The 17,701-nt window shown below is 70.7% G+C and carries 15 protein-coding genes; 8 read left to right on the plus strand and 7 right to left on the minus strand.

The window, feature by feature from the left end:
- Window positions 1-122: 122 nt before the first annotated feature.
- Window positions 123-1,232 carry a CAP domain-containing protein gene (locus E5P3_RS27895; RefSeq protein ID WP_162588916.1) on the minus strand — a complete coding sequence of 370 codons (1,110 nt, stop codon included), beginning with the start codon at window positions 1,230-1,232 and terminating at the stop codon, window positions 123-125.
- Between the two features lie 163 nt (window positions 1,233-1,395).
- Between E5P3_RS27895 and E5P3_RS27900 the strand changes: the two genes are divergently transcribed.
- Window positions 1,396-1,770, plus strand: a complete 375-nt coding sequence (locus E5P3_RS27900) for a VOC family protein (RefSeq protein WP_162588917.1) — start codon at window positions 1,396-1,398, stop codon at window positions 1,768-1,770.
- Window positions 1,771-1,824: 54 nt separating this feature from the next.
- Here E5P3_RS27900 and E5P3_RS27905 read toward each other — a convergent pair whose 3' ends face one another.
- From E5P3_RS27905 to phnD, 5 genes are all read right to left on the minus strand, one after another.
- Window positions 1,825-2,136: a hypothetical protein gene (locus tag E5P3_RS27905; protein ID WP_162588918.1), complete on the minus strand. Its 312-nt coding sequence runs from the start codon at window positions 2,134-2,136 to the stop codon at window positions 1,825-1,827.
- Between the two features lie 137 nt (window positions 2,137-2,273).
- The gene (locus E5P3_RS27910; protein WP_162588919.1) at window positions 2,274-2,468 is read right to left on the minus strand and encodes a filamentous hemagglutinin N-terminal domain-containing protein; all 195 of its coding nucleotides are present in this window, start codon (window positions 2,466-2,468) and stop codon (window positions 2,274-2,276) included.
- Window positions 2,465-4,159 (minus strand): ShlB/FhaC/HecB family hemolysin secretion/activation protein, encoded by a 1,695-nt coding sequence (locus E5P3_RS27915; protein ID WP_162588920.1) that lies wholly within the window; start codon window positions 4,157-4,159, stop codon window positions 2,465-2,467. The genes E5P3_RS27910 and E5P3_RS27915 overlap by 4 nt, the downstream gene beginning before the upstream one ends.
- A 265-nt stretch (window positions 4,160-4,424) precedes the next feature.
- The gene (locus E5P3_RS27920; protein WP_174263110.1) at window positions 4,425-5,492 is read right to left on the minus strand and encodes a phosphate/phosphite/phosphonate ABC transporter substrate-binding protein; all 1,068 of its coding nucleotides are present in this window, start codon (window positions 5,490-5,492) and stop codon (window positions 4,425-4,427) included.
- On the minus strand, window positions 5,482-6,504 hold the full coding sequence (gene phnD / locus E5P3_RS27925) for a phosphate/phosphite/phosphonate ABC transporter substrate-binding protein (RefSeq protein ID WP_162589911.1): 1,023 nt from the start codon (window positions 6,502-6,504) through the stop codon (window positions 5,482-5,484). Before phnD ends, E5P3_RS27920 begins: the two co-directional genes overlap by 11 nt.
- 298 nt (window positions 6,505-6,802) lie before the next feature.
- Between phnD and E5P3_RS27930 the strand changes: the two genes are divergently transcribed.
- The 6 genes from E5P3_RS27930 to E5P3_RS27955 all read left to right on the plus strand — a co-directional run bounded on the left by E5P3_RS27930 (window position 6,803) and on the right by E5P3_RS27955 (window position 15,512).
- On the plus strand, window positions 6,803-8,707 hold the full coding sequence (locus E5P3_RS27930) for an ATP-binding response regulator (protein WP_162588921.1): 1,905 nt from the start codon (window positions 6,803-6,805) through the stop codon (window positions 8,705-8,707).
- A gap of 134 nt (window positions 8,708-8,841) precedes the next feature.
- Window positions 8,842-9,849: an ABC transporter substrate-binding protein gene (locus tag E5P3_RS27935; protein ID WP_162588922.1), complete on the plus strand. Its 1,008-nt coding sequence runs from the start codon at window positions 8,842-8,844 to the stop codon at window positions 9,847-9,849.
- Window positions 9,846-11,840, plus strand: coding sequence for an ATP-binding response regulator (locus tag E5P3_RS27940; protein WP_162588923.1), 1,995 nt, complete (start codon window positions 9,846-9,848; stop codon window positions 11,838-11,840). Before E5P3_RS27935 ends, E5P3_RS27940 begins: the two co-directional genes overlap by 4 nt.
- Before the next feature lie 213 nt (window positions 11,841-12,053).
- On the plus strand, window positions 12,054-13,013 hold the full coding sequence (locus E5P3_RS27945; RefSeq protein WP_162588924.1) for a LysR family transcriptional regulator: 960 nt from the start codon (window positions 12,054-12,056) through the stop codon (window positions 13,011-13,013).
- On the plus strand, window positions 13,010-13,468 hold the full coding sequence (locus E5P3_RS27950) for a DUF2214 family protein (RefSeq protein WP_162588925.1): 459 nt from the start codon (window positions 13,010-13,012) through the stop codon (window positions 13,466-13,468). Before E5P3_RS27945 ends, E5P3_RS27950 begins: the two co-directional genes overlap by 4 nt.
- Window positions 13,469-13,472: 4 nt before the next feature.
- Complete coding sequence (locus E5P3_RS27955) at window positions 13,473-15,512, plus strand: spermidine synthase (RefSeq protein ID WP_162588926.1); 2,040 nt, start codon at window positions 13,473-13,475, stop codon at window positions 15,510-15,512.
- A gap of 78 nt (window positions 15,513-15,590) precedes the next feature.
- Here E5P3_RS27955 and E5P3_RS27960 read toward each other — a convergent pair whose 3' ends face one another.
- Complete coding sequence (locus tag E5P3_RS27960; RefSeq protein ID WP_162588927.1) at window positions 15,591-15,887, minus strand: PsiF family protein; 297 nt, start codon at window positions 15,885-15,887, stop codon at window positions 15,591-15,593.
- A 126-nt stretch (window positions 15,888-16,013) separates the two neighbouring features.
- Between E5P3_RS27960 and argS the strand changes: the two genes are divergently transcribed.
- Entirely contained in the window at window positions 16,014-17,699 is a 1,686-nt protein-coding gene (gene argS, locus E5P3_RS27965) for an arginine--tRNA ligase (RefSeq protein ID WP_162588928.1), read from the plus strand.
- The last annotated feature ends 2 nt before the right edge of the window (window positions 17,700-17,701 follow it).

The following is a 17,701-nucleotide window of genomic DNA, read 5'->3' on the forward strand; positions in this document are numbered from 1 at the left end:
GGAAACATCTAGTTTCCGGCGCGAGGAGCGCGCGGCAAATCTGGCTAACGGCCTAGCCGGCGAGGGCGGGATAGTGCGAAGGGGCTAGGCGGCGGCGCTGCCCGGCGGGCGCAGAGGCGCAGTCAACGGGCCGCGCCGGCGCCGGTCGCGAAGTTGAAGGTCTTCTCGAAAGGCGTGCCGTCGTTGGTCCCGGCGACGCTCACGGTGTAGCTGGTGTTCGGCATGAGGGAGGCGTCGGGAATGAGCACCGCCTGGTGGGGCGCCAGCACCGCGTTCGGGTCGCTGTTCTTGGTCAGCGGCGGCCGCAACGCGACGGGCGCGCGGCCCGACAGCGTGGTCATCGTGGCCGAGGAGATCGTGAGCGTCTGTCCGCTTCGCACGGCGACCACCACGCCCGGGCCGAGCGGGCTGGCCCGCAGGTCGCGGCCCGGCACCGGGTTGGGCGTCTCGTTGGTGATCTCGTAGAAGACACCCGTCGTCCCTTCGCAGGGATAGGTGAGCACCTGGTCGCCAGCGGGCTCCTGGCGGCCGGCCGAGCGCGTGAAGCCGAGGTTGAACTGCTGCACCGTGCGCGGACCCCTGCTGGCGGTGGTGCCGAGTTGGTCACTGCCACGCAGCGCGATGCCCACGTCGCGATAGCCGCTGAGCATTCCGAGCTGGTGGTAGGGCAGCGCGAGCAGCGCCCGCACACCGAAGACGCCCGTGCCGGCGATCGAGCCGGAATAGAACAAGCTCGAGATCTCTTCGCCTACGCCGGCGGCCACATAACCCGCGGCCGAAACCCGGTCCAGGGGGGTGACGCCCGTGAAGCCGGGCGTGCCCGTCACTTCGGTGTGGCTGAGCTGGTTGTTGAGAATCTGCCAGTCCGCATGCGCCTGCGCGGCCGCGTCGAGCTGGGCGTTCTGCGCGACCAGGCCGAAGCCGCAGCGCCCGCGCTCTGCGTTCAGCAGTTCGAAGGCTTGGCGGCCTTCCGAGCCCGCGCCATAGGTGGCGGGCGGGACGGACGCGACCAGCGTCGCGGGTTGTACGCCGTCGTTGGGTGTCGCCGTCGCGGGCGGGGTGGTGGCTGGAGCGCCGGCGTTGCTGGCGGGTGTCGACGCGAGCACAGGCAGCGCACCCCCACCGCCTCCGCCGCCACCACCGCAGGCCGCGATGGCTGCGCAGGAAAAGGCCGCAAGCGCACGGCCCATCACGTTGTAGGAAGAGAGGAGGAATCGCCGGCTAGTCGTCATGGTTACATCAGCTCACGCGCGGCCCCGCGGCCCTGTCAGCGCGCGGCCATCGTTCGTGTAAGGACGGCGCCACCGCGCCTCTCGAGCGGCAGGGGCAGCCCTTCTACAACGGCGCGCCGTTCGGGTCGCAGAATGCGGGCCTGGGTGTTACAGGAGAAATGCCATGCTTCAGAAATCCCCGATGTATGCCTACATCCCCGCGAAGGACGTCGACCGGGCGCGCCGGTTCTACGAGCAGAAGCTGGGCTTCCAACCCAAGGCGGAGATCGCCGGCGGCGTGGTCTACGACTGCGCCGGCGGCACCAGCTGCTTCCTGTACCCCACGCCCAATGCGGGCACCTCGCAGGCCAGCCAAGCCTTTTGGCAAGTGGCGGATATCGAGAGCGAAGTGGCCGAGCTGAAGAAGCGCGGGGTGGTGTTCGAGGACTACGGGATGCCGGGGCAGGACGCCAACGGGATCGTGAACGAGGGCGGGGCGAAGGCGGCCTGGTTCAAGGATACGGAGGGGAACATCATGGCGGTGATACAGGGTGTGTGAACCGGGTCCTGCTCTGCCGGCAAGCGGGTTGGCCGATTCGCCGTGTCGCGTGTATCAGGGCGCAGCGGAGATCCGCGCGGACGCCGGCCTGAATTGCTGCCGGATGTTCTGCGCAATCCTCGCCGCCAAGGCCTCGAGCGCCTCGTCATAGCTGCGAGCGACTTCCTGCGGCTTCGCGACCAGCTCGCCGAAGCTCGACCAGCGGTGGGCGGGATTGGCAGGCACGCTCCAGGATGCGTTGCCGCTTGAATCGGCGCCGTAGTAGATGGTCTCGTCGTAGACGGTCTCTTGCTCCCCGGGCCTGATGAGATAGGCGCTCAGGTTGACGCGCGGCACATAGTCCACCGAGAAGCGCGCGGAATGCATGCCGACCTCGTTCGACGAGACCCAAGGACTGGAACTCTTGGCAGGGTTGCGGCGATGTGCTGACGTAGAAATGCGCGGGGTGCCCGCGGCTTCGTACGACCAGCTTGGCTGTGCCGGGTTGGACCGAACGCAGCGCCTCATAACCGTTGGTGGCGCGGATGGCGGATGAAGGTGCCGCCATCGACGGCGATGCCCGCGGGGTTGGCCACGATGACCTCGGCGCGCTGGCCGCTGACCTCGATGGCGCCGCGCAATTGCGTGGGGTTGCGGCGTTGAAGACGACCCTGTGAAGATGCTTGTTCATATTCTTTTTCTTCCTGCGTACGCGTCAAAAGCTGTAGTTCAGGTTGAATCCCGCCGTGGTCGCAGCCGTGCGGAAGCCCTCGGGCTTCGCAATGGGCGCACCGACGAAGAAGTCGTAGCTCAGCCCCTTCCATACGCCGCGCAGTCCGACCACGCCGCCGCTCAGTCGGCGACCCTCCAATTGCCGCGTGGAAGGCCCGGCGACCTGCCCGTGGTCGAGGCCGAGGTAGAGCTCGGCGCCGCTCGCGCCCAGCGCCCAGCCGATGTCGTTGCGCAGCAGCCAGCCACGCTCGCCCATCAGGCTCGACTCACCGTCGAAGCCGCGCACGGTGTAGCGCCCGCCGATCGAGAAGCGATCCTGGGGAGTGAGCGCGCCCGGGCTCCACTGCGCGCGCCACAGGCCCACGAAGCGCAGCTTCTGCGCGCCGAGCTGGAAGGGCGCATTGAGGCCGAGCTCGGCCGTGGCGATCCGGAAGCGCGAAGTGCCGTCGCCAAATTTCTCCTCGGGCGCATGCAGTGCCCCGAAGGCGCCGGTGCCGCGCCGCCCCGCCAGGCTGGCATCGAGCGTCGCCTCGCCGATGAATTCGCGGTGCGCCAGGCCCAGCTCCCAGCCGGCGGTAGCGCGCCGCTGCACCGGGAGCTCGGCGTCCTCGACGAAGTTGTGCGCGCTGCGCCGGAAGGCGCGCAGGGCCAGCGTGGTCTTGCGGCGCTGGTCGCGGTAGACCAGGCGCGAGAGCTTGAGCTCGGCATTGGCCGACTCGCCTGCATAGACGTAAGCCTGGTCCGCGCCGTGCACGGTCTGGTGGTACCTGCCCTGCGAGGCGGTGGCGCTCGCGAGCCAATAGCCCCAGGGCAGCGAGTAGTGCACGGTCTGGCCGCTGGTGCCCTGCCCCGGGTGGTTGAAGGCGTCGTGGTTGAGGCTGACGTAGATCAGGTCGTTGAGTCCCAGCGGGTTGTCCCAGGCGACGGTGGCGCCGGCCTGCGTCTTGCCGGTGGCCTGGGTGCCGCTGTCGTCGAGGCTCAAGGTGGTGCGCAGCGGAAAGCGCTGCGCGTACTTGACGACCAGGTCGCTGTCGCCGGGGCGCGCGTCGGCGGCAGTCGAAGGCTCGATCTGGATATCGGCCTCGGCCGTGGGCGCGCGCTTCAGGTTCTCCAGGCCCTGCTCCATGTCGCGCAGGTTGATCAGACCGCCGGGGCGCGCGGGGATGGCGGCGGCAAGGCGGGTGCGCCCCTCGTTGCCTTCGGCGAATCGAATGGCGGCGATGCGGCCGGGGATCAGCGTCAGGGTCAGTGTGCCCTGGGCCAGCTGCTGCGGCGCGGCGAGCACGCGGGTGGTGACGTAGCCGCGCGCAACCACCGCCCGCTGCAGCCGCGCGATCACGATGTCGATGCCCTCGGTGCCGATGCAGCGGCCACGCGGATCGTCGCTGCCGTCCTCGCCGGCGGCGGCCAGCGCCCACTGGAAGTCCTGGGCGCGCTCGCCGGCCAGCACGATGCGATCGATGCGAAGGCACGGCGCCTCGTCCTTCGGCAGCCGGCGATCCTCGGGCCGGGCGTCGGGCTGCAGGCGGGTGTCGACGGTACGCTCCTGCTGCCGGCGCAGGGCGCGCTCGCGTTCCTGCTGGCGCTGCTCCTCGACGAAAGGGTTGGGCGCCGCGGGCAGCGGGGCCGTCTGGGCGTGCGCCAGAGCCGCCAGCGCGGCCGCGGCCGGCAGGGCCATCGCCCATGTCTTGCGCTTCCTCCCATAGGTGCGCGTATTGTTCCGGGCCACAGGCCCGGAACCTCCCCTGACACTCATCACGTCGACCCTTGTTGTTTTTGAAGGGCCGGATTCTGGTGCGCGGCGCCGCAACATTGGCAGCCGCGTCAGAAAACTCTAGATTTGGGGCAATCAATGCGTGGCCGACCGAAGCGGCTCGGGGAGCATGAAATCTATGTGCCAAGTAGAGCTGCTGCGCGAACAATGGCGCGCAGCCATGGGCCGCTCAGGGCGCGGCGCCACGCAGCGTCGCCACCTGCTGCGCGTAGCTGCGCTCGATGCGCTCGAGCCGGGCCTCGCGCGCCGCCGGGCTGACCCATTTCGCGTTGAGCGCGCGCTGCCGGGCGAGCTGATAGTCCAGGGCGGCGGTCGACAGCAGCGCGCTGTTGTCCTGCGCCACGTAGCCCAGGGGTGCCTGCAGTTGCTTCAGCACTTCGCGCTCGGCGTCGCCGCGCGGACCCCGCGCCTGGCCGTAGCCCACCAGGAAATCCTGCAAGGCCTTCTGCAGCGCCGCGGGCTGGTCGCGCCGCGCCACGAACAGGGCCGGCGGCGTGGGGCCGGATTCCCAGATCACCTGCAGCCGCGCCGCCTCGACCGGGAACTGCAGCCTGAAGCGCTCGAAGTCGGTGGTGTTGTTGGTGGCGACGTCGGCATCGCCGTTGGCCACCGCCAGCGCCGTGCCCTGGTGGGTATCGACCAGCTCGCTGCGGAAGCGCTCCATGGCGATGCCGTGGGGAAGGAAGAGTTCCTGCTGCGGCACGATGAAGCCGGAGATCGAGCGGCTGTCGCCGCGCGCCAGGCGCCATCGCTCGGGTGAGTCCAGAACCTCCTTCAGCGTGCGGGGCGGGGCGCCCGTGCGGGTGAGCAGCACTGCCCGATGCGCGGACACGCCGGGGTTGCGCTTCACCTGCGCCACGACGAGCATTGGAGGACGTCCGCCTTCGGGCGGCCGTGCGGTGCTCATCCGCTGCGTCGAGACGGCGTCGAGCGCCAGCTTGGCAGACAGGAGGGCGAAGTCCACCTCGCCGCGCCGGATCGCCTGGTCCAGCGATTCATAGGAGCTCACGGACAGCACGCTCACCGGCCGGCCGAGCGCGCGGCTCAGGTCGCCCAGCAGCGGCGTCCAGCTCTCGCGCGACTCGACCGCTCCGCCGACCGGCAGCACGCCGAAGCGCAGGGGAGCAGCCGCCTCGGTGCGCGCGCGCTGTGCAAAGGACGGGGTCGCAGGCAAGGCGAGCAGCACCGCCGCGGCCAGCGCCATGAAGCGCCGCCGCGCGCCCGCTTCAGGGTGCATTGCCGCGCAAGACCGCCAACTGCTCTGCATAGGCGTTTTCGATGCGCTGCAGCCGCGCCTGCCGCGCAGCCTCGTTGACCCACTGCGAGGTCATCGCGCTCTGGCGTGCCAGCTGGTAGGCCAGCTTGGCGGCCGGCAGCAGCGAGGTGTTGTCGGCCGGCACGAAGCCCGCGAGGTCGTGCAGCGACTTGAGCACGGCGCGCTCGGCATCGCCGCGCGGGCCCTTGCTGCGCGCGTAGTCGACCAGGAAGGCCTGCACCTTCTTCTGGAACTCGGGGCTGTAGTCGCGCCGCACCACGATCTGCGCATGTGGGATCAGCTCCGATTCCCAGATCACCTGGAGGCGCTCGGCCTCGACCGGGAACTGGAGCCGGAAGCGTTCGAAGTCGGCGGTGTTGTTGGTCGCCACGTCGGCTTCGCCATTGGCCACGGCCAGGGCGGTGGCCTGGTGCGTGCCGACCACCTCGCTCGCGAAGCGGGTTTCCATCACGATGTGGTTGGGCAGGAAGAGCTGCAGCTGCGGCACGATGAAGCCCGAGACCGAGCGGCTCTCGCCGCGCGCCAGGCGCCAGCTCTCGGGCTCGGCCAGCAGGCCCTTGAGCGTGGTGCGCGGCCCGGTCTTGCGCGTGAGCAGCAGGGCGCGGTAGCCCGGCAGGCCGTCGTGGCGCGTGACCTGCCCGACCACGTTCATACGCCGTTGCGAGACGGCATCGAGGGCCATCTTGCCGGAGAGAAAAGCCATGTCGACCTGGTCGCGCTGGATCGCCTGCTCGAGCGCCTCGTACGAGTTGACCGAGAGCACGCTCACCGGCCGGCCGATGGCGCGGCTCAGGTCCGTCAGCAGCGGCTCCCAGTCGTTGCGCGATTCGAAGGCGCCGCCCAGGGGCAGGATGCCGAAGCGCAGCGGGGCCTCGTCCGCGGCGGAAGCGGCCTGCATCGTGGCCGCGAGCGGCAGGCCCAGCAAGGCAGCGAGGATGCAGCGCCATGCAAGCGCCGACAGGCGCCGTGCCATCATGTGCAAAGCGAGCTTTGAACGCAGGGTCATCCAGTGAGCCGCATGGCCGCTCCGAAGGCGAACAGCACCGTAGCCGAAGGCGAAGGTACTCCAGGGGGCGGCATGGACAGGGGCCTGCATCTTCTTGGGGAACACGTTGGGCTGGGGCTCCGACAACGGGCTGGTCAAAGCTGTTCTCTCGAGAACACAATTAGAAACCAACTTTGGCAGATTCCGTGACTTTTTCCCCTGGACATGTACTTCAGTCACTTCAGTCGAAGCCCCGGCGCCACGCGGGCGCGCGGCTGATCCAACGATGAATTGGCCCTTCCGCGCCCTGCGCCTGCTGGTGCGCCTGACGCTGGCGCAGCAATTGGTGCTGCTGGCGCTGCTGCCGGCCACCGTGGCCACGCTGGGCGCCATCGCGGTGCTGACGCGCCAGCACCTCACGAACGTGACGGAGCTGATGCGCGCCAACGCCCAGACCGTGGCGCTGCAGGTGGCCACCGTGGCCCAGTCGCAGCTGCAGCGCATGGACCGTCGCGCGCTGCAGCGCACCGCCCAGTCCGGCAGCTACCAGCCGCACGTGCAGCAGGTGCAGATCTGGTCGGAGGACGGCGAGATCCTGGCCAACTCCGAGACCCAGGACCGCGAGCGCGGCGAGGGCCTGCAGGTGGTGGCGCCGATCGTGGCCGACGACGGCCGGCATGCCGGCAAGGTGATGGTGGAGATCAGCCTCGACGCGGTGGAGCGCGCCAAGCGCTCGGTCTGGCTCAACGTGGTGCTGGTGCTGGCGGCCAGCCTGGTGGGCGTGGGGCTGGCGGGCTGGTGGGCGGCGCGCCGCATCAGCGCACCGATCCGGGCGCTGGGCGAGGCGGTGGACCGCCTGGGCGCCGGCGAGGAAGTGCAGGTGGCGGTCGAGGGCACGGCCGAGGTGCGGCGGCTGCAGCACGGCTTCAACGAGGCAGCCGCCGCGTTGTCCGAAAGCCGCGCGCTGCTCGAGAGCCGCATCGCCCATGCCACCGCCGAGCTGGCCAGCAAGAACCAGCAGCTCGAGGTGGCGAGCCAGGCCAAGACGCGGCTACTGGCCGCCGCCAGCCACGACCTGCGCCAGCCGCTGCATGCGCTCACGCTGTTCTCCGACGGCCTGGCCAACGGCGAGACCGACCCGGTGCGCCTGCAGCGCATTGGCCACATCCGCGAATGCGTGGATTCGCTGGACCGCCTGTTCTCGGGCCTGCTCAATCTTTCTCAGCTCGATGCCGGCGTGCTGCAGCCGCAGTGGGCGGATTTCGCGCTGGACCAGCTGTTCGACGAGATCAGCCGCAACTTCCGGCCGGTGGCCGAGCAGCAGAACCTGCGGCTGGTGGTGCGCAAGACCGAGCTGTGGGTGCGCAGCGACTACGTGATGCTCTCGCGCATCCTCAACAACCTGGTGTCGAACTCGCTGCGCCACACCACGCAGGGCGGCGTGCTGGTCGGCGCGCGGCGGCGCGGGCGCAGCGTGCGCATCGACGTGGTGGACACCGGCGTCGGCATCGCGGAGCACCACCAGTTGCGGGTCTTCGAGGAGTTCTACCAGGTCGAGCCCCAGCCGCGCCAGGGCCGCGACGCGCGTGGCATGGGGCTGGGCCTGGCCACCGTGCAGCGGCTGGCCTCCCTGCTGAACACGCAGGTCGAGCTGAGCTCGCGCCCGCACAAGGGCACCTGCGTGCGCGTCCTGGTGCGCGCCGCCGAGCCGGCGCTGCCGGCGCCCGGCGCGGTGCCGGCCGCCGCAGCTGTCGAGGAGGAGCCGAGCCTGCGCCACGTGCGCGCGCTGGTGATCGACGACGAGCGCAGCATCCTCGAAGGGCTGCAGGTGGTGCTCAGCAACTGGGGCGCCGAGGTGATGACCGCGCAGACGCGCAGCGAGGCGCTGGCTTTCGCCGACAGCTGGGAGCGGCCGCCCGACCTGGTGGTGAGCGACCTGCTGCTGCAGGGCGGCGACAACGGCCTGGATGTGCTGGCCGCGCTGGAGCGCCATCCCCGCGGCATCGGCGCGTCGACCGCGCGCCTGCTGGTGACCGGCGAGACCAAGCCCGACCGGCTGCGCGAAGTCGCCAGCGCGGGCGTGGCCGTGCTCTACAAGCCGGTGTCGCCCAAGCTGCTGCGGCAGGCCATCGGCGCGCAGCTGGCAGCGGTGCGCCAGGCGACGGTCCAAGAGATACGAAATAAGGCATAGGCCGAGAAGCCGCGAACTTGCCGCGTTCCACGGCGCAATGCCTCGTCGCACGGGCCGACATAAGCCCTCTGCCTTATCGCGCGGAAAGAGCCGGCTCCGTACATTGGCTCCATCACCCACAGCCGGTGCACTTCATGTTCGTGAATCCTTCCTCTTGGCTCCTTCGGGGGCTGCGCGCCATCGCGGGCGCGGCCTGCGCGGCCGTGCTCGCTGCCGGCGCGCACGCAGCCGGACTCACGGTGCTGCTGGCCGACGACAACGCGGCCCACGCAGAATTCGTGCGCCTCCTGCGCGAGTCGCAGGACGCGAGCAGCCGCTTCGAGCTGGTGCGCCTGCCCGCCGACGGCACGCCCGCGGACCGCGTGGCGTCCGGCGGCGAGGATCGCGTGAACGCGGCCGTGCGCACCCGCAGCCTTCGCCCCAATCCGCCGGTGGACCTGCCGGTCACCATGGCGGTCGGCGTGGCCGCGGCGCGCAGCGCGATCGAACGGCCGGGCCAGGACCCGCTGGTGCTCGCGATGCTGAGCCGGCTCGACTACGAGAGTCTCAAGAGCAACCCCGCACTCAAGCGCGGCGATCGCCAGGTCGGGGTGCTGCTGCGCGAGCCGGCGATGGCCGATCAGCTCGCGCTCATCGACGCCGTGCTGCCGCAGAAGCGCCGGCTCGGCGTGGTGGCGACCGCCGAGTCGGAGCCGATCGTGCGAGAGCTGCAGCGCGCCGCCCAGGGGTGGGACCTGCAGGTCGAGTACGCGCCGGATGCCAGGTCGCTGGCCTCGGTGCTGCGCACGCTGGTGCCGCGCAGCGATGCGCTGATGGTGCTGCCCGACCTGATCGGCGACAGCCAGCCCGCCACCCTCTCGGTGCTGCGTGCCGGCGCCACGGCCGGCCTGCCGGTGTTCGGCACCAGCGACGGCCTGGTGCGTTCCGGCGGGCTGGCAGCCGCGGTCTCGACGCCCGGGCAGCTCGCGCAGCAGGCGCGCGCACTCGGGCAGAAGCTGGCCATGGGGCCCGTTGCCGGCGGGCTGCTGGTGGAGGCGGCGACCCCCTCCACGGTGCGCGTCAACGCGACCGTCGCACGCGGCCTGGGCCTGCGCCTGCCCGAAGAGCGCGAGCTGACCGAGCGGGTGACCGCCGCCCGATGATTTCCTCCATCCCCCCTCTGGCCGTGGCCACCGCCGCACGCCTCGCCGAACCCGCCGCAGATGCCCGGGCGGTGGTGGTCGGCGGCAGCCTGCGGCGCGACCTGTTCCGGCTCGGCGTGGTGCCCTGCGCGGCAGTGGCCCTGGCGCTCACCGCCTGGTTCACCCACAGCCGCCTCGACACGCTGGACGCCGCCTTCAATGCCGAGGGCCAGGCGGTGGCGCGCCAGGTCGCCGCGATGTCCGACCTGAGCCTCTATGCCGGCGACCTGCCGGCGCTGCAGAACGTGGCGAACGCAGCCCTGCGCGGCGGCCAGGTGACGCGGGTGGAGATCAGCAACAGCGCCGGCATCTACGTGACGGCGGGCTCCAAGGCTGCGCCCATGGGGCAGCTGCGCATGTTCACCGCGCCGGTGACGCTGCGCGAGGCCTCGAAGGCCAGCGCGTTCGCGCCCGAGGGCGCGACCGCTGCGGGCGAGCAGCCCATCGGCCTGGTGCAGGCCTTCCGCGACACCACCGCCTACGCGCACGAGCGCACGCGCTCGCTGATGGCAGGCATCGGCATCGCGATGATTGCGCTGATCGCGGCCTGGGCCTGGGTGCGGCACACCGCGCGCACCGTCGCGCAGCCGCTGCGCCGCATCTCGCGCACCGTGGCCGCGCTCGAGGCCGGCCAGTTCGATGCGCGCTGCAACGTGGTCGTGCGCGAGGGCGCCGCGGCGCAGGCGGGCGGCGAAAAGCGCGCGCGCCGCGCGCAGCACGAGCTCGCCAGCCTGGCGCACGACATCAACCGCCTCGCCGAGCGCCTGCAGCGCAACCGGCAGCAGAGCGAAGAACAGGTGCGCGAGGCCACCGCCGTCGCGCTGCAGCGCATGGCCGAGGCCGAGCAGGCCGCGCTCTCGCGCGCCCGCTTCCTGGCCGCGGCCAGCCACGACCTGCGCCAGCCGCTGCATGCGATGGGCCTGTTCATCGATGGCCTGCTGCCCACCGCCAGCGCGACGCAGCGCCCCGCGGTGCTGCGGCTGCAGGAAGGCGCCGAGTTCATGGGCGTGCTGCTCGACGACCTGCTCGAGATCTCGCGCCTGGATGCGCAGGTGCTGACGCCGGCCATCGGCAACGTCTCGCTGGCGATGCTGTTCGACCAGCTCGGCGCCCAGCATGCGGCGCGCGCCGCAGCCTCGCAGGTGCGGCTGGTGTGGCAGGACCGCGGCCTCGCGGTGCGCTCCGACCCCGCGCTGCTGCTGCGCATCCTCGGCAACCTGGTCGGCAATGCGATCACCCACAGCGGGCTCGACGGCACGGTGCTGGTGGCGGCGCGGCGCCGCGGCGGCCAAGTGCGCATCGAGGTGCGCGACAACGGCGTGGGCATCGCGCCGATCCACCAGGCGCGCATCTTCGAGGAGTTCTACCAGGTGGCGAACACCGAGCGCGACCGGCGCCAGGGCTTCGGCCTCGGGCTGGCCATCTGCGCCCGCATCGCGGCGCTGCTGGGCACGCGCATCGGGCTGCGCTCCGCGCTGCAGGCCGGCAGCACCTTCTCGCTGGAGCTGCCCGGTGCCGATCCACGCGACGTGCCGCCGCCGGCACCGGAACCGGTGGCCAGTTCGCCGCTGGCCGGGCTGCGCTGCCTGGTGGTGGACGACGATCCCGCCATCCTCGACGCCACCCGCTCGCTGCTCACGCAGTGGGACTGCGAGGTGGCGTGCGTGGACAGCGGCAGCGAGGCGATGCGCCGCCTGGCCGACCCCGAGACGCGCTTCGACGTACTGCTGTGCGACCTGCAGCTGGCCGACGCCGAGGACGGCATGGAAGTGATCGAGGCCGCACGCCGCCTGCAGCCCCACGCACTGGCCGTGCTGGTCTCGGGCGCCACCGGGCCCGAGGCGCTGCAGCGCCTGCGCCAGGGCGGCGTCACGCTACTGACCAAGCCGGTGGCGCCGGCCAAGCTCCGGGCGCTGCTGTCGACGCGGCGCGCCGGGCGCGTGTCTTCCTGAATCGCGCCCGACTGCGCGCCCGCTCAGCAAGCCCGCCGGTCTGTTTGCGTACTGCGTCTTCGGCGTGGTGCCGCTTGCCACCGAAGCGGCAACGCTGCGCCGCCTCCTTCCTGGACGGACTTCGCCTGAGGAGGACGCAGCCGGAAGCATCGGCAAGGAATTCGGAGCGCGCTCGGGCGGTGCCTGCGTGCCCGCTCCGGATAATCCCCGCCGATGGACCGCCTGAAGCAGCTCGAATCCTTCGTCGCGATCGCCGCCCGCGGCAGCCTCACCGCCGCCGCCAAGGCCGAGGGCGTCGCGCCCGCGATCATGGGCCGGCGCCTCGATGCGCTGGAGGAACGGCTGGGCGTCAAGCTGCTGTTGCGCACCACGCGCCGCATCACGCTGACGCACGAGGGCAGTGCCTTCCTGGAGGACTGCCAGCGCCTGCTGGTCGAGCTCGCCAATGCCGAGGCCAGCGTGAGCGCGGGCGGCGTCAAGGCCAGCGGCCACCTGCGGGTGACGGCGCCCGCGGGCTTCGGCCGCCGCCATGTGGCTCCGCTGGTGCCACGTTTCCACGCGCTGCATCCGGAGGTCACGATCTCGCTCAACCTCAGCGACCGCGTGATCGACGTGGCCGGCGAGAACTTCGACTGCGCGGTGCGCGTGGGCGACCTGCCCGACTCCTCGCTGGTCAGCCTGCGGCTGGCCGACAACCGCCGCCGCTGCGTGGCCACGCCGGAGTTCATCCGCAGGCATGGCGCACCGCGGCATCCGGACGAGCTGGCGCGCTTCGCCTGCCTGACCCTCTCCAGCGACGCCTCGCAGACCCGCGGCTGGGCCTTTCTCGTGCCGGCGGAGGCGGGCGAGCACGAGGTCGTCTACCTGAAGCCCAGCGGCCCGCTGGACTGCTCCGACGGCCAGGTGCTGCACGACTGGTGCCTGGCGGGCCACGGCATCGCCTGGCGCAGCACCTGGGAGGTGGAGGCCGAGATCGACGCCGGCCTGCTGGTGCCGCTGCTGGACGAGTTCGCCGCGCCGCCCAACGGCATCTATGCCGTCTTTCCCGAGCGCAAGCACCTGCCGCTGCGAGTGCGGCTGTGGCTGGACTTCCTGAAGGTGCAATACGCACGGCCCGAGTTCTGGGGCGGCACAATCGCTGCGCCCGCGACTTCAACGGAAAGAACCCGATGACCCTCGAAGCGATCCTTGCGTACGTGCATTTCCTGGCCATCCTCACGATGGTGGTCTTCATCGCCAGCGAGGCCGCCCTGTGCCGCGTCGAATGGCTCAACGCGGCGGCGGTCGAACGCATCGCGCGGGTCGACATGGTGTACGGGATCGCGGCCATCGCCGTGCTCCTGAGCGGCCTGGCCCGCACCTGGTGGGGCATCAAGGGCACGGCCTGGTACTGGACCAATCCGCTGCTGCACGTGAAGCTGGGGCTCTTCATCATCGTCGGGGTGCTCTCGATCTTCCCGACGCTCACCTACTTCCGCTGGCGCAAGGCGGTGCGCGCCAGCGGGACGCTGCCCGATGCGGCCGAGATCAAGAAGACGCGCAAGCTGGTGATGATCCAGGCCCACCTGATCGCGCTGATCCCGCTGGTGGCCGTGTTCCTGGCGCGCGGCTTCGGCGCGCGAGGGTAGCGACATGCAGCCGGCGTCGACCAAGGCGCTGTTCGCCGGCACCATCTTCATCAGCGCCTTCCTGCTGTTCCTGGTGCAGCCGCTGGTCGCCAAGCAGATCCTGCCCTGGTTCGGCGGCTCGGCGGCGGTGTGGTCCGTCTGCATGGTGTTCTTCCAGGTCGCATTGCTGGCGGGCTACGCCTATGCCGACTGGATCTCCCGCAGGCTGCGTCCGCGCACGCAGGCGAAGCTGCATGGCGCGCTGCTGCTGGCGAGCCTGGCCTTCATGCCGGTGCTGGCGGACGCGTCCTGGAAGCCCGGCGGCGGCGAGGAGCCGACGCTGCGCATCCTCGGCCTGCTGGTCGCGACCATCGGGCTGCCGTACTTCCTGCTGTCCACCACCGGGCCGCTGGTGCAGGCGTGGATCACGCGCACGCCGTGGGGTGCGCAGGTGTACCGCTACTTCTCGCTGTCCAACCTGGCCTCGCTGGCGGCGCTGCTGTGCTATCCCGTGCTGATCGAGCCGCACAGCACCGTGCAGCAACAGGCCTGGGCCTGGTCGGCGGGCTATGGCCTGTTCGTGCTGCTGTGCGCGGCAACCGCCATCTACGTCGCAGCGCGCTGGCCGGCGGCGATGCCGGCCGCGCCACAGGCCGGCGCCGGCCCGGCCCCGGCGGGCGGCCCGGAAACGAAGCCGCGCGTCATCGACCAGCTGCTGTGGCTCCTGCTGCCCGCGCTCGGGTCCTGGCTGCTGCTGGCCGTGACCAACCACGTCACGCAGAACGTGGCGCCGGTGCCTTTCCTCTGGGTGCTGCCGCTGTCGGTCTACCTGCTGTCCTTCATCCTGAGCTTCGAAAGCGATCGCTGGTACCGCCGCGCGGTGGTCCTCCCGCTGACCGCCGCGATGCTGGCGCTGTGCGCCTACGGGCTGCAGGACAGCATCGGCTCACACCTGCGCACAGGGTTGCCGATCTACCTCATCGGGCTGTTCCTGCTGTGCCTCTGCCTGCACGGCGAGACGGCGCGCCTGCGGCCGGCATCCGCCTACCTGACCCGCTTCTACCTGATGCTCTCGCTGGGCGGCGCGGCCGGCGGCGCGCTGGTCGGCCTCGTGGCACCGCATGTGCTGCCCACCTTCTACGAGCTGGGCATCGGGCTCGTGCTGTGCGCGCTCGCGGCGGCGCTGGTGTGGCGGCACCGGCGCATGGGGGTGCTGGCATCGCTGGCGATGGCGGCCTGCTGCGGCTGGTTCCTGGCCGAGGAGCTGCGCGACGACGCGCGCGCGAGGCGCATGGACCGCAACTTCTACGGCGCGATGATGGTGGTCGACTCCGGCGTCCTGCCCGACGACCGGGTGCGGCGCCTCTACCACGGCGCGACCCTGCACGGCGAGCAGTACCTGTCGAGCGCGAACCGGCGCTGGCCCGGCTCCTACTACAGCAGCAGCTCCGGCGTGGGCCGCGCGATCGAGGCGGCGCCCGCCGGCCCGCGCCGCGTCGGTCTCATCGGGCTGGGCGCGGGCACGCTGGCAGCCTACGGCCGGCCGGGGGATGTGTACCGCGTCTACGAGATCAACCCGCGCGTCTTCGAGCTGGCCGACACGGAGTTCAGCTACCTGCGCGACAGCGAGGCGCGCATCGAGCGCGTGCTCGGCGACGCCCGCCTGGCGCTGGAGCGCGAGGCGCCGCAGGCCTTCGACCTGCTGGCCGTGGACGCCTTCTCGGCCGACTCGGTGCCGGCGCACCTGCTGACCGTGCAGGCCATCGACATCTACCTGCGCCACATGAAGCCCGGCGGCGTGATCGCCTTCCACGTGTCCAACCGCTACCTCCATCTCGACGCGGTGGTGGCGAAGCTCGCGCAGGTGCGCGGGCTGCACACCGCGCTGATCGACGACGACCCGGACGCGGTCGATGCGGAGCGCAGCATCTGGATGCTGGTGGCAAGCGACCCGCAGGCCCTTCAGAGCGAGCCGGTGCGCAGCGTCGCCACGCAGCCCGAGCCGGCCGCGGACCTGGCGCCGTGGACCGACGACTTCAACAACCTGTTCAGCGTATTGAGGTAGTCGCCAGGCAGTTCATCGGCGCGGGCTCATGAAAAAGCCCCGCGGAGCTGCCGCGGGGCCGGATCGGGGAAGCGGGGCTCAGGCCGCAGGCTTGGCCGAGAGACATTCCTTCATGAAGGCCTTGCGCTCGTCGCCCTTCAGCGTCTTGGCCTTGGGGTCGGCGTTGCAGGTCTTCATCTTGTCCTGCTGCGTCACCGGCTTGGCAGAGAGGCAGGACTTCATGAACGCCTTGCGCTCATCGCCCTTTTTGTCGCCAGCTTCCTTGTTGCAGGTCGCCATCTTGCTCTGCTGGGCCGTCGGGGCCTTGTCCTGCGCGTGCACGGCGCCGATGGAAAGACAGGCGGCCATGGCCATCAGGGGGAGAAGCTTCTTCATGGTGTGATGTCCTCGGGGTGGGTTGTGAAGGCAGCCCCGGCCGGGGCCACCCATGCTAACGGGCGCCCCTGACCGGCGGATGACCTTCGCCCCGGGGGTCCGGTTTGCCCCCGGTAAAATCCCGCGATGCTATTGGTCAAACAGGAGCTGCTCGCGGCACTCGCGAACACGCTCGAATCCCTCTCCCCCGGCTCCGGCGCCAAGGCGGTCTTCGAATCGCCCAAGGTCGCGGCCCATGGCGACCTCGCCTGCACGGCCGCCATGCAGCTCGCCAAGCCGCTCGGGCGCAAGCCACGCGAGCTGGCCGAGGACATCAGCACCGCACTGCGCGACACGCCTGCCTTCCAGCAATGGGTCGATGCCATCGAGATCGCCGGCCCGGGCTTCCTCAACATCCGCCTCAAGACCGCCGCCAAGCAGCAGGTGGTGCGCGAGGTGCTCGCCGCGGGCGAGGCCTTCGGCCGCGAGGCGGACACGGGCGATCGCGTGCTGGTCGAATTCGTCTCCGCCAATCCCACCGGTCCGCTGCACGTCGGCCACGGCCGCCAGGCCGCGCTGGGCGATGCCATCTGCAACCTGCTCGCGACGCAAGGCGCGCAGGTGTATCGCGAGTTCTACTACAACGACGCAGGCGTGCAGATCCAGACCCTGGCCGCCAGCACCCAGCTGCGCGCCAAGGGCTTCAAGCCGGGCGATCCGCAATGGCCCGAGCAGGCCTACAACGGCGAGTACATCGCCGACATCGCCGAGGACTTCAAGGCGAGGAAGACGGTGCGCTCGGACGATCGCGAATACACCGCCAGCGGCGACGTGGAGGACATCGATTCGATCCGCCAGTTCGCGGTGGCCTACCTGCGCCACGAGCAGGACCTGGACCTCAGGGCGTTCCAGGTGCGCTTCGACAACTACTACCTCGAGTCCAGCCTTTACACCAGCGGCCGGGTCGAGGCCACGGTGATGAAGCTCGTCGAGGCCGGCAAGACCTATGAGCAGGACGGCGCGCTGTGGCTGAAGTCGACCGACTACGGCGACGACAAGGACCGCGTCATGCGCAAGGGGGACGGCAGCTACACCTACTTCGTGCCCGACGTCGCCTATCACATCGCCAAGTGGGAGCGCGGCTTCCACAAGGTGGTGAACATCCAGGGCACCGACCACCACGGCACGATCGCGCGCGTGAAGGCCGGCCTGCAGGCGGTGAGTGAGTTCGACAAATTGGGCATCCCGCCCGGCTACCCCGACTACGTGCTGCACACCATGGTGCGCGTGATGCGCGGCGGCGAGGAGGTCAAGATCAGCAAGCGCGCCGGCAGCTACGTCACGCTGCGCGACCTGATCGAGTGGACCAGCACCGATGCCGTGCGCTTCTTCCTGCTGAGCCGCAAGCCCGACACCGAGTACACCTTCGACATCGACCTCGCGCTGGCGCAGAACAACGACAACCCGGTCTACTACGTGCAGTACGCCCACGCGCGCATCTGCTCGGTGCTCGCGGCCTGGGGCGGCGACACGGCGGCACTCGCGCAGGCGGAGCTTTCGCCGCTCGGGAGCCCGGCCGCGCAGTCGCTGCTGCTGATGCTGGCCAAGTACCCCGACATGCTGGCCGCCGCGGCCCAGGACTTCGCGCCGCACGACGTCACCTTCTACCTGCGCGAGCTGGCCGCGGCCTACCACAGCTACTACGATGCCGAGCGCATCCTCGTCGACGACGAGCCGGTGAAACTGGCCCGCCTGGCGCTGGTCGCCGCCACCGCGCAGGTGCTGCACAATGGCCTCGCGATTCTCGGCGTGAGCGCGCCGCGCAAGATGTGATT

Origin of the sequence: Variovorax sp. RA8 (genome assembly GCF_901827175.1) — a bacterium.
In the GTDB taxonomy this organism is placed as follows: Bacteria; Pseudomonadota; Gammaproteobacteria; order Burkholderiales; family Burkholderiaceae_C; genus Variovorax.

Coding starts and splice junctions, on each gene's coding strand:
- E5P3_RS27895 (WP_162588916.1), bottom strand. CDS start 1,232: ATGACGACTAGCCGGCGATTCCTCCTCTCTTCCTACAACGTGATGGGC.
- E5P3_RS27900 (WP_162588917.1), top strand. CDS start 1,396: ATGCTTCAGAAATCCCCGATGTATGCCTACATCCCCGCGAAGGACGTC.
- E5P3_RS27905 (WP_162588918.1), bottom strand. CDS start 2,136: ATGCATTCCGCGCGCTTCTCGGTGGACTATGTGCCGCGCGTCAACCTG.
- E5P3_RS27915 (WP_162588920.1), bottom strand. CDS start 4,159: ATGGCCCTGCCGGCCGCGGCCGCGCTGGCGGCTCTGGCGCACGCCCAG.
- E5P3_RS27920 (WP_174263110.1), bottom strand. CDS start 5,492: ATGCACCCTGAAGCGGGCGCGCGGCGGCGCTTCATGGCGCTGGCCGCG.
- phnD (WP_162589911.1), bottom strand. CDS start 6,504: ATGGCACGGCGCCTGTCGGCGCTTGCATGGCGCTGCATCCTCGCTGCC.
- E5P3_RS27930 (WP_162588921.1), top strand. CDS start 6,803: ATGAATTGGCCCTTCCGCGCCCTGCGCCTGCTGGTGCGCCTGACGCTG.
- E5P3_RS27935 (WP_162588922.1), top strand. CDS start 8,842: ATGTTCGTGAATCCTTCCTCTTGGCTCCTTCGGGGGCTGCGCGCCATC.
- E5P3_RS27940 (WP_162588923.1), top strand. CDS start 9,846: ATGATTTCCTCCATCCCCCCTCTGGCCGTGGCCACCGCCGCACGCCTC.
- E5P3_RS27945 (WP_162588924.1), top strand. CDS start 12,054: ATGGACCGCCTGAAGCAGCTCGAATCCTTCGTCGCGATCGCCGCCCGC.
- E5P3_RS27950 (WP_162588925.1), top strand. CDS start 13,010: ATGACCCTCGAAGCGATCCTTGCGTACGTGCATTTCCTGGCCATCCTC.
- E5P3_RS27955 (WP_162588926.1), top strand. CDS start 13,473: ATGCAGCCGGCGTCGACCAAGGCGCTGTTCGCCGGCACCATCTTCATC.
- E5P3_RS27960 (WP_162588927.1), bottom strand. CDS start 15,887: ATGAAGAAGCTTCTCCCCCTGATGGCCATGGCCGCCTGTCTTTCCATC.
- argS (WP_162588928.1), top strand. CDS start 16,014: ATGCTATTGGTCAAACAGGAGCTGCTCGCGGCACTCGCGAACACGCTC.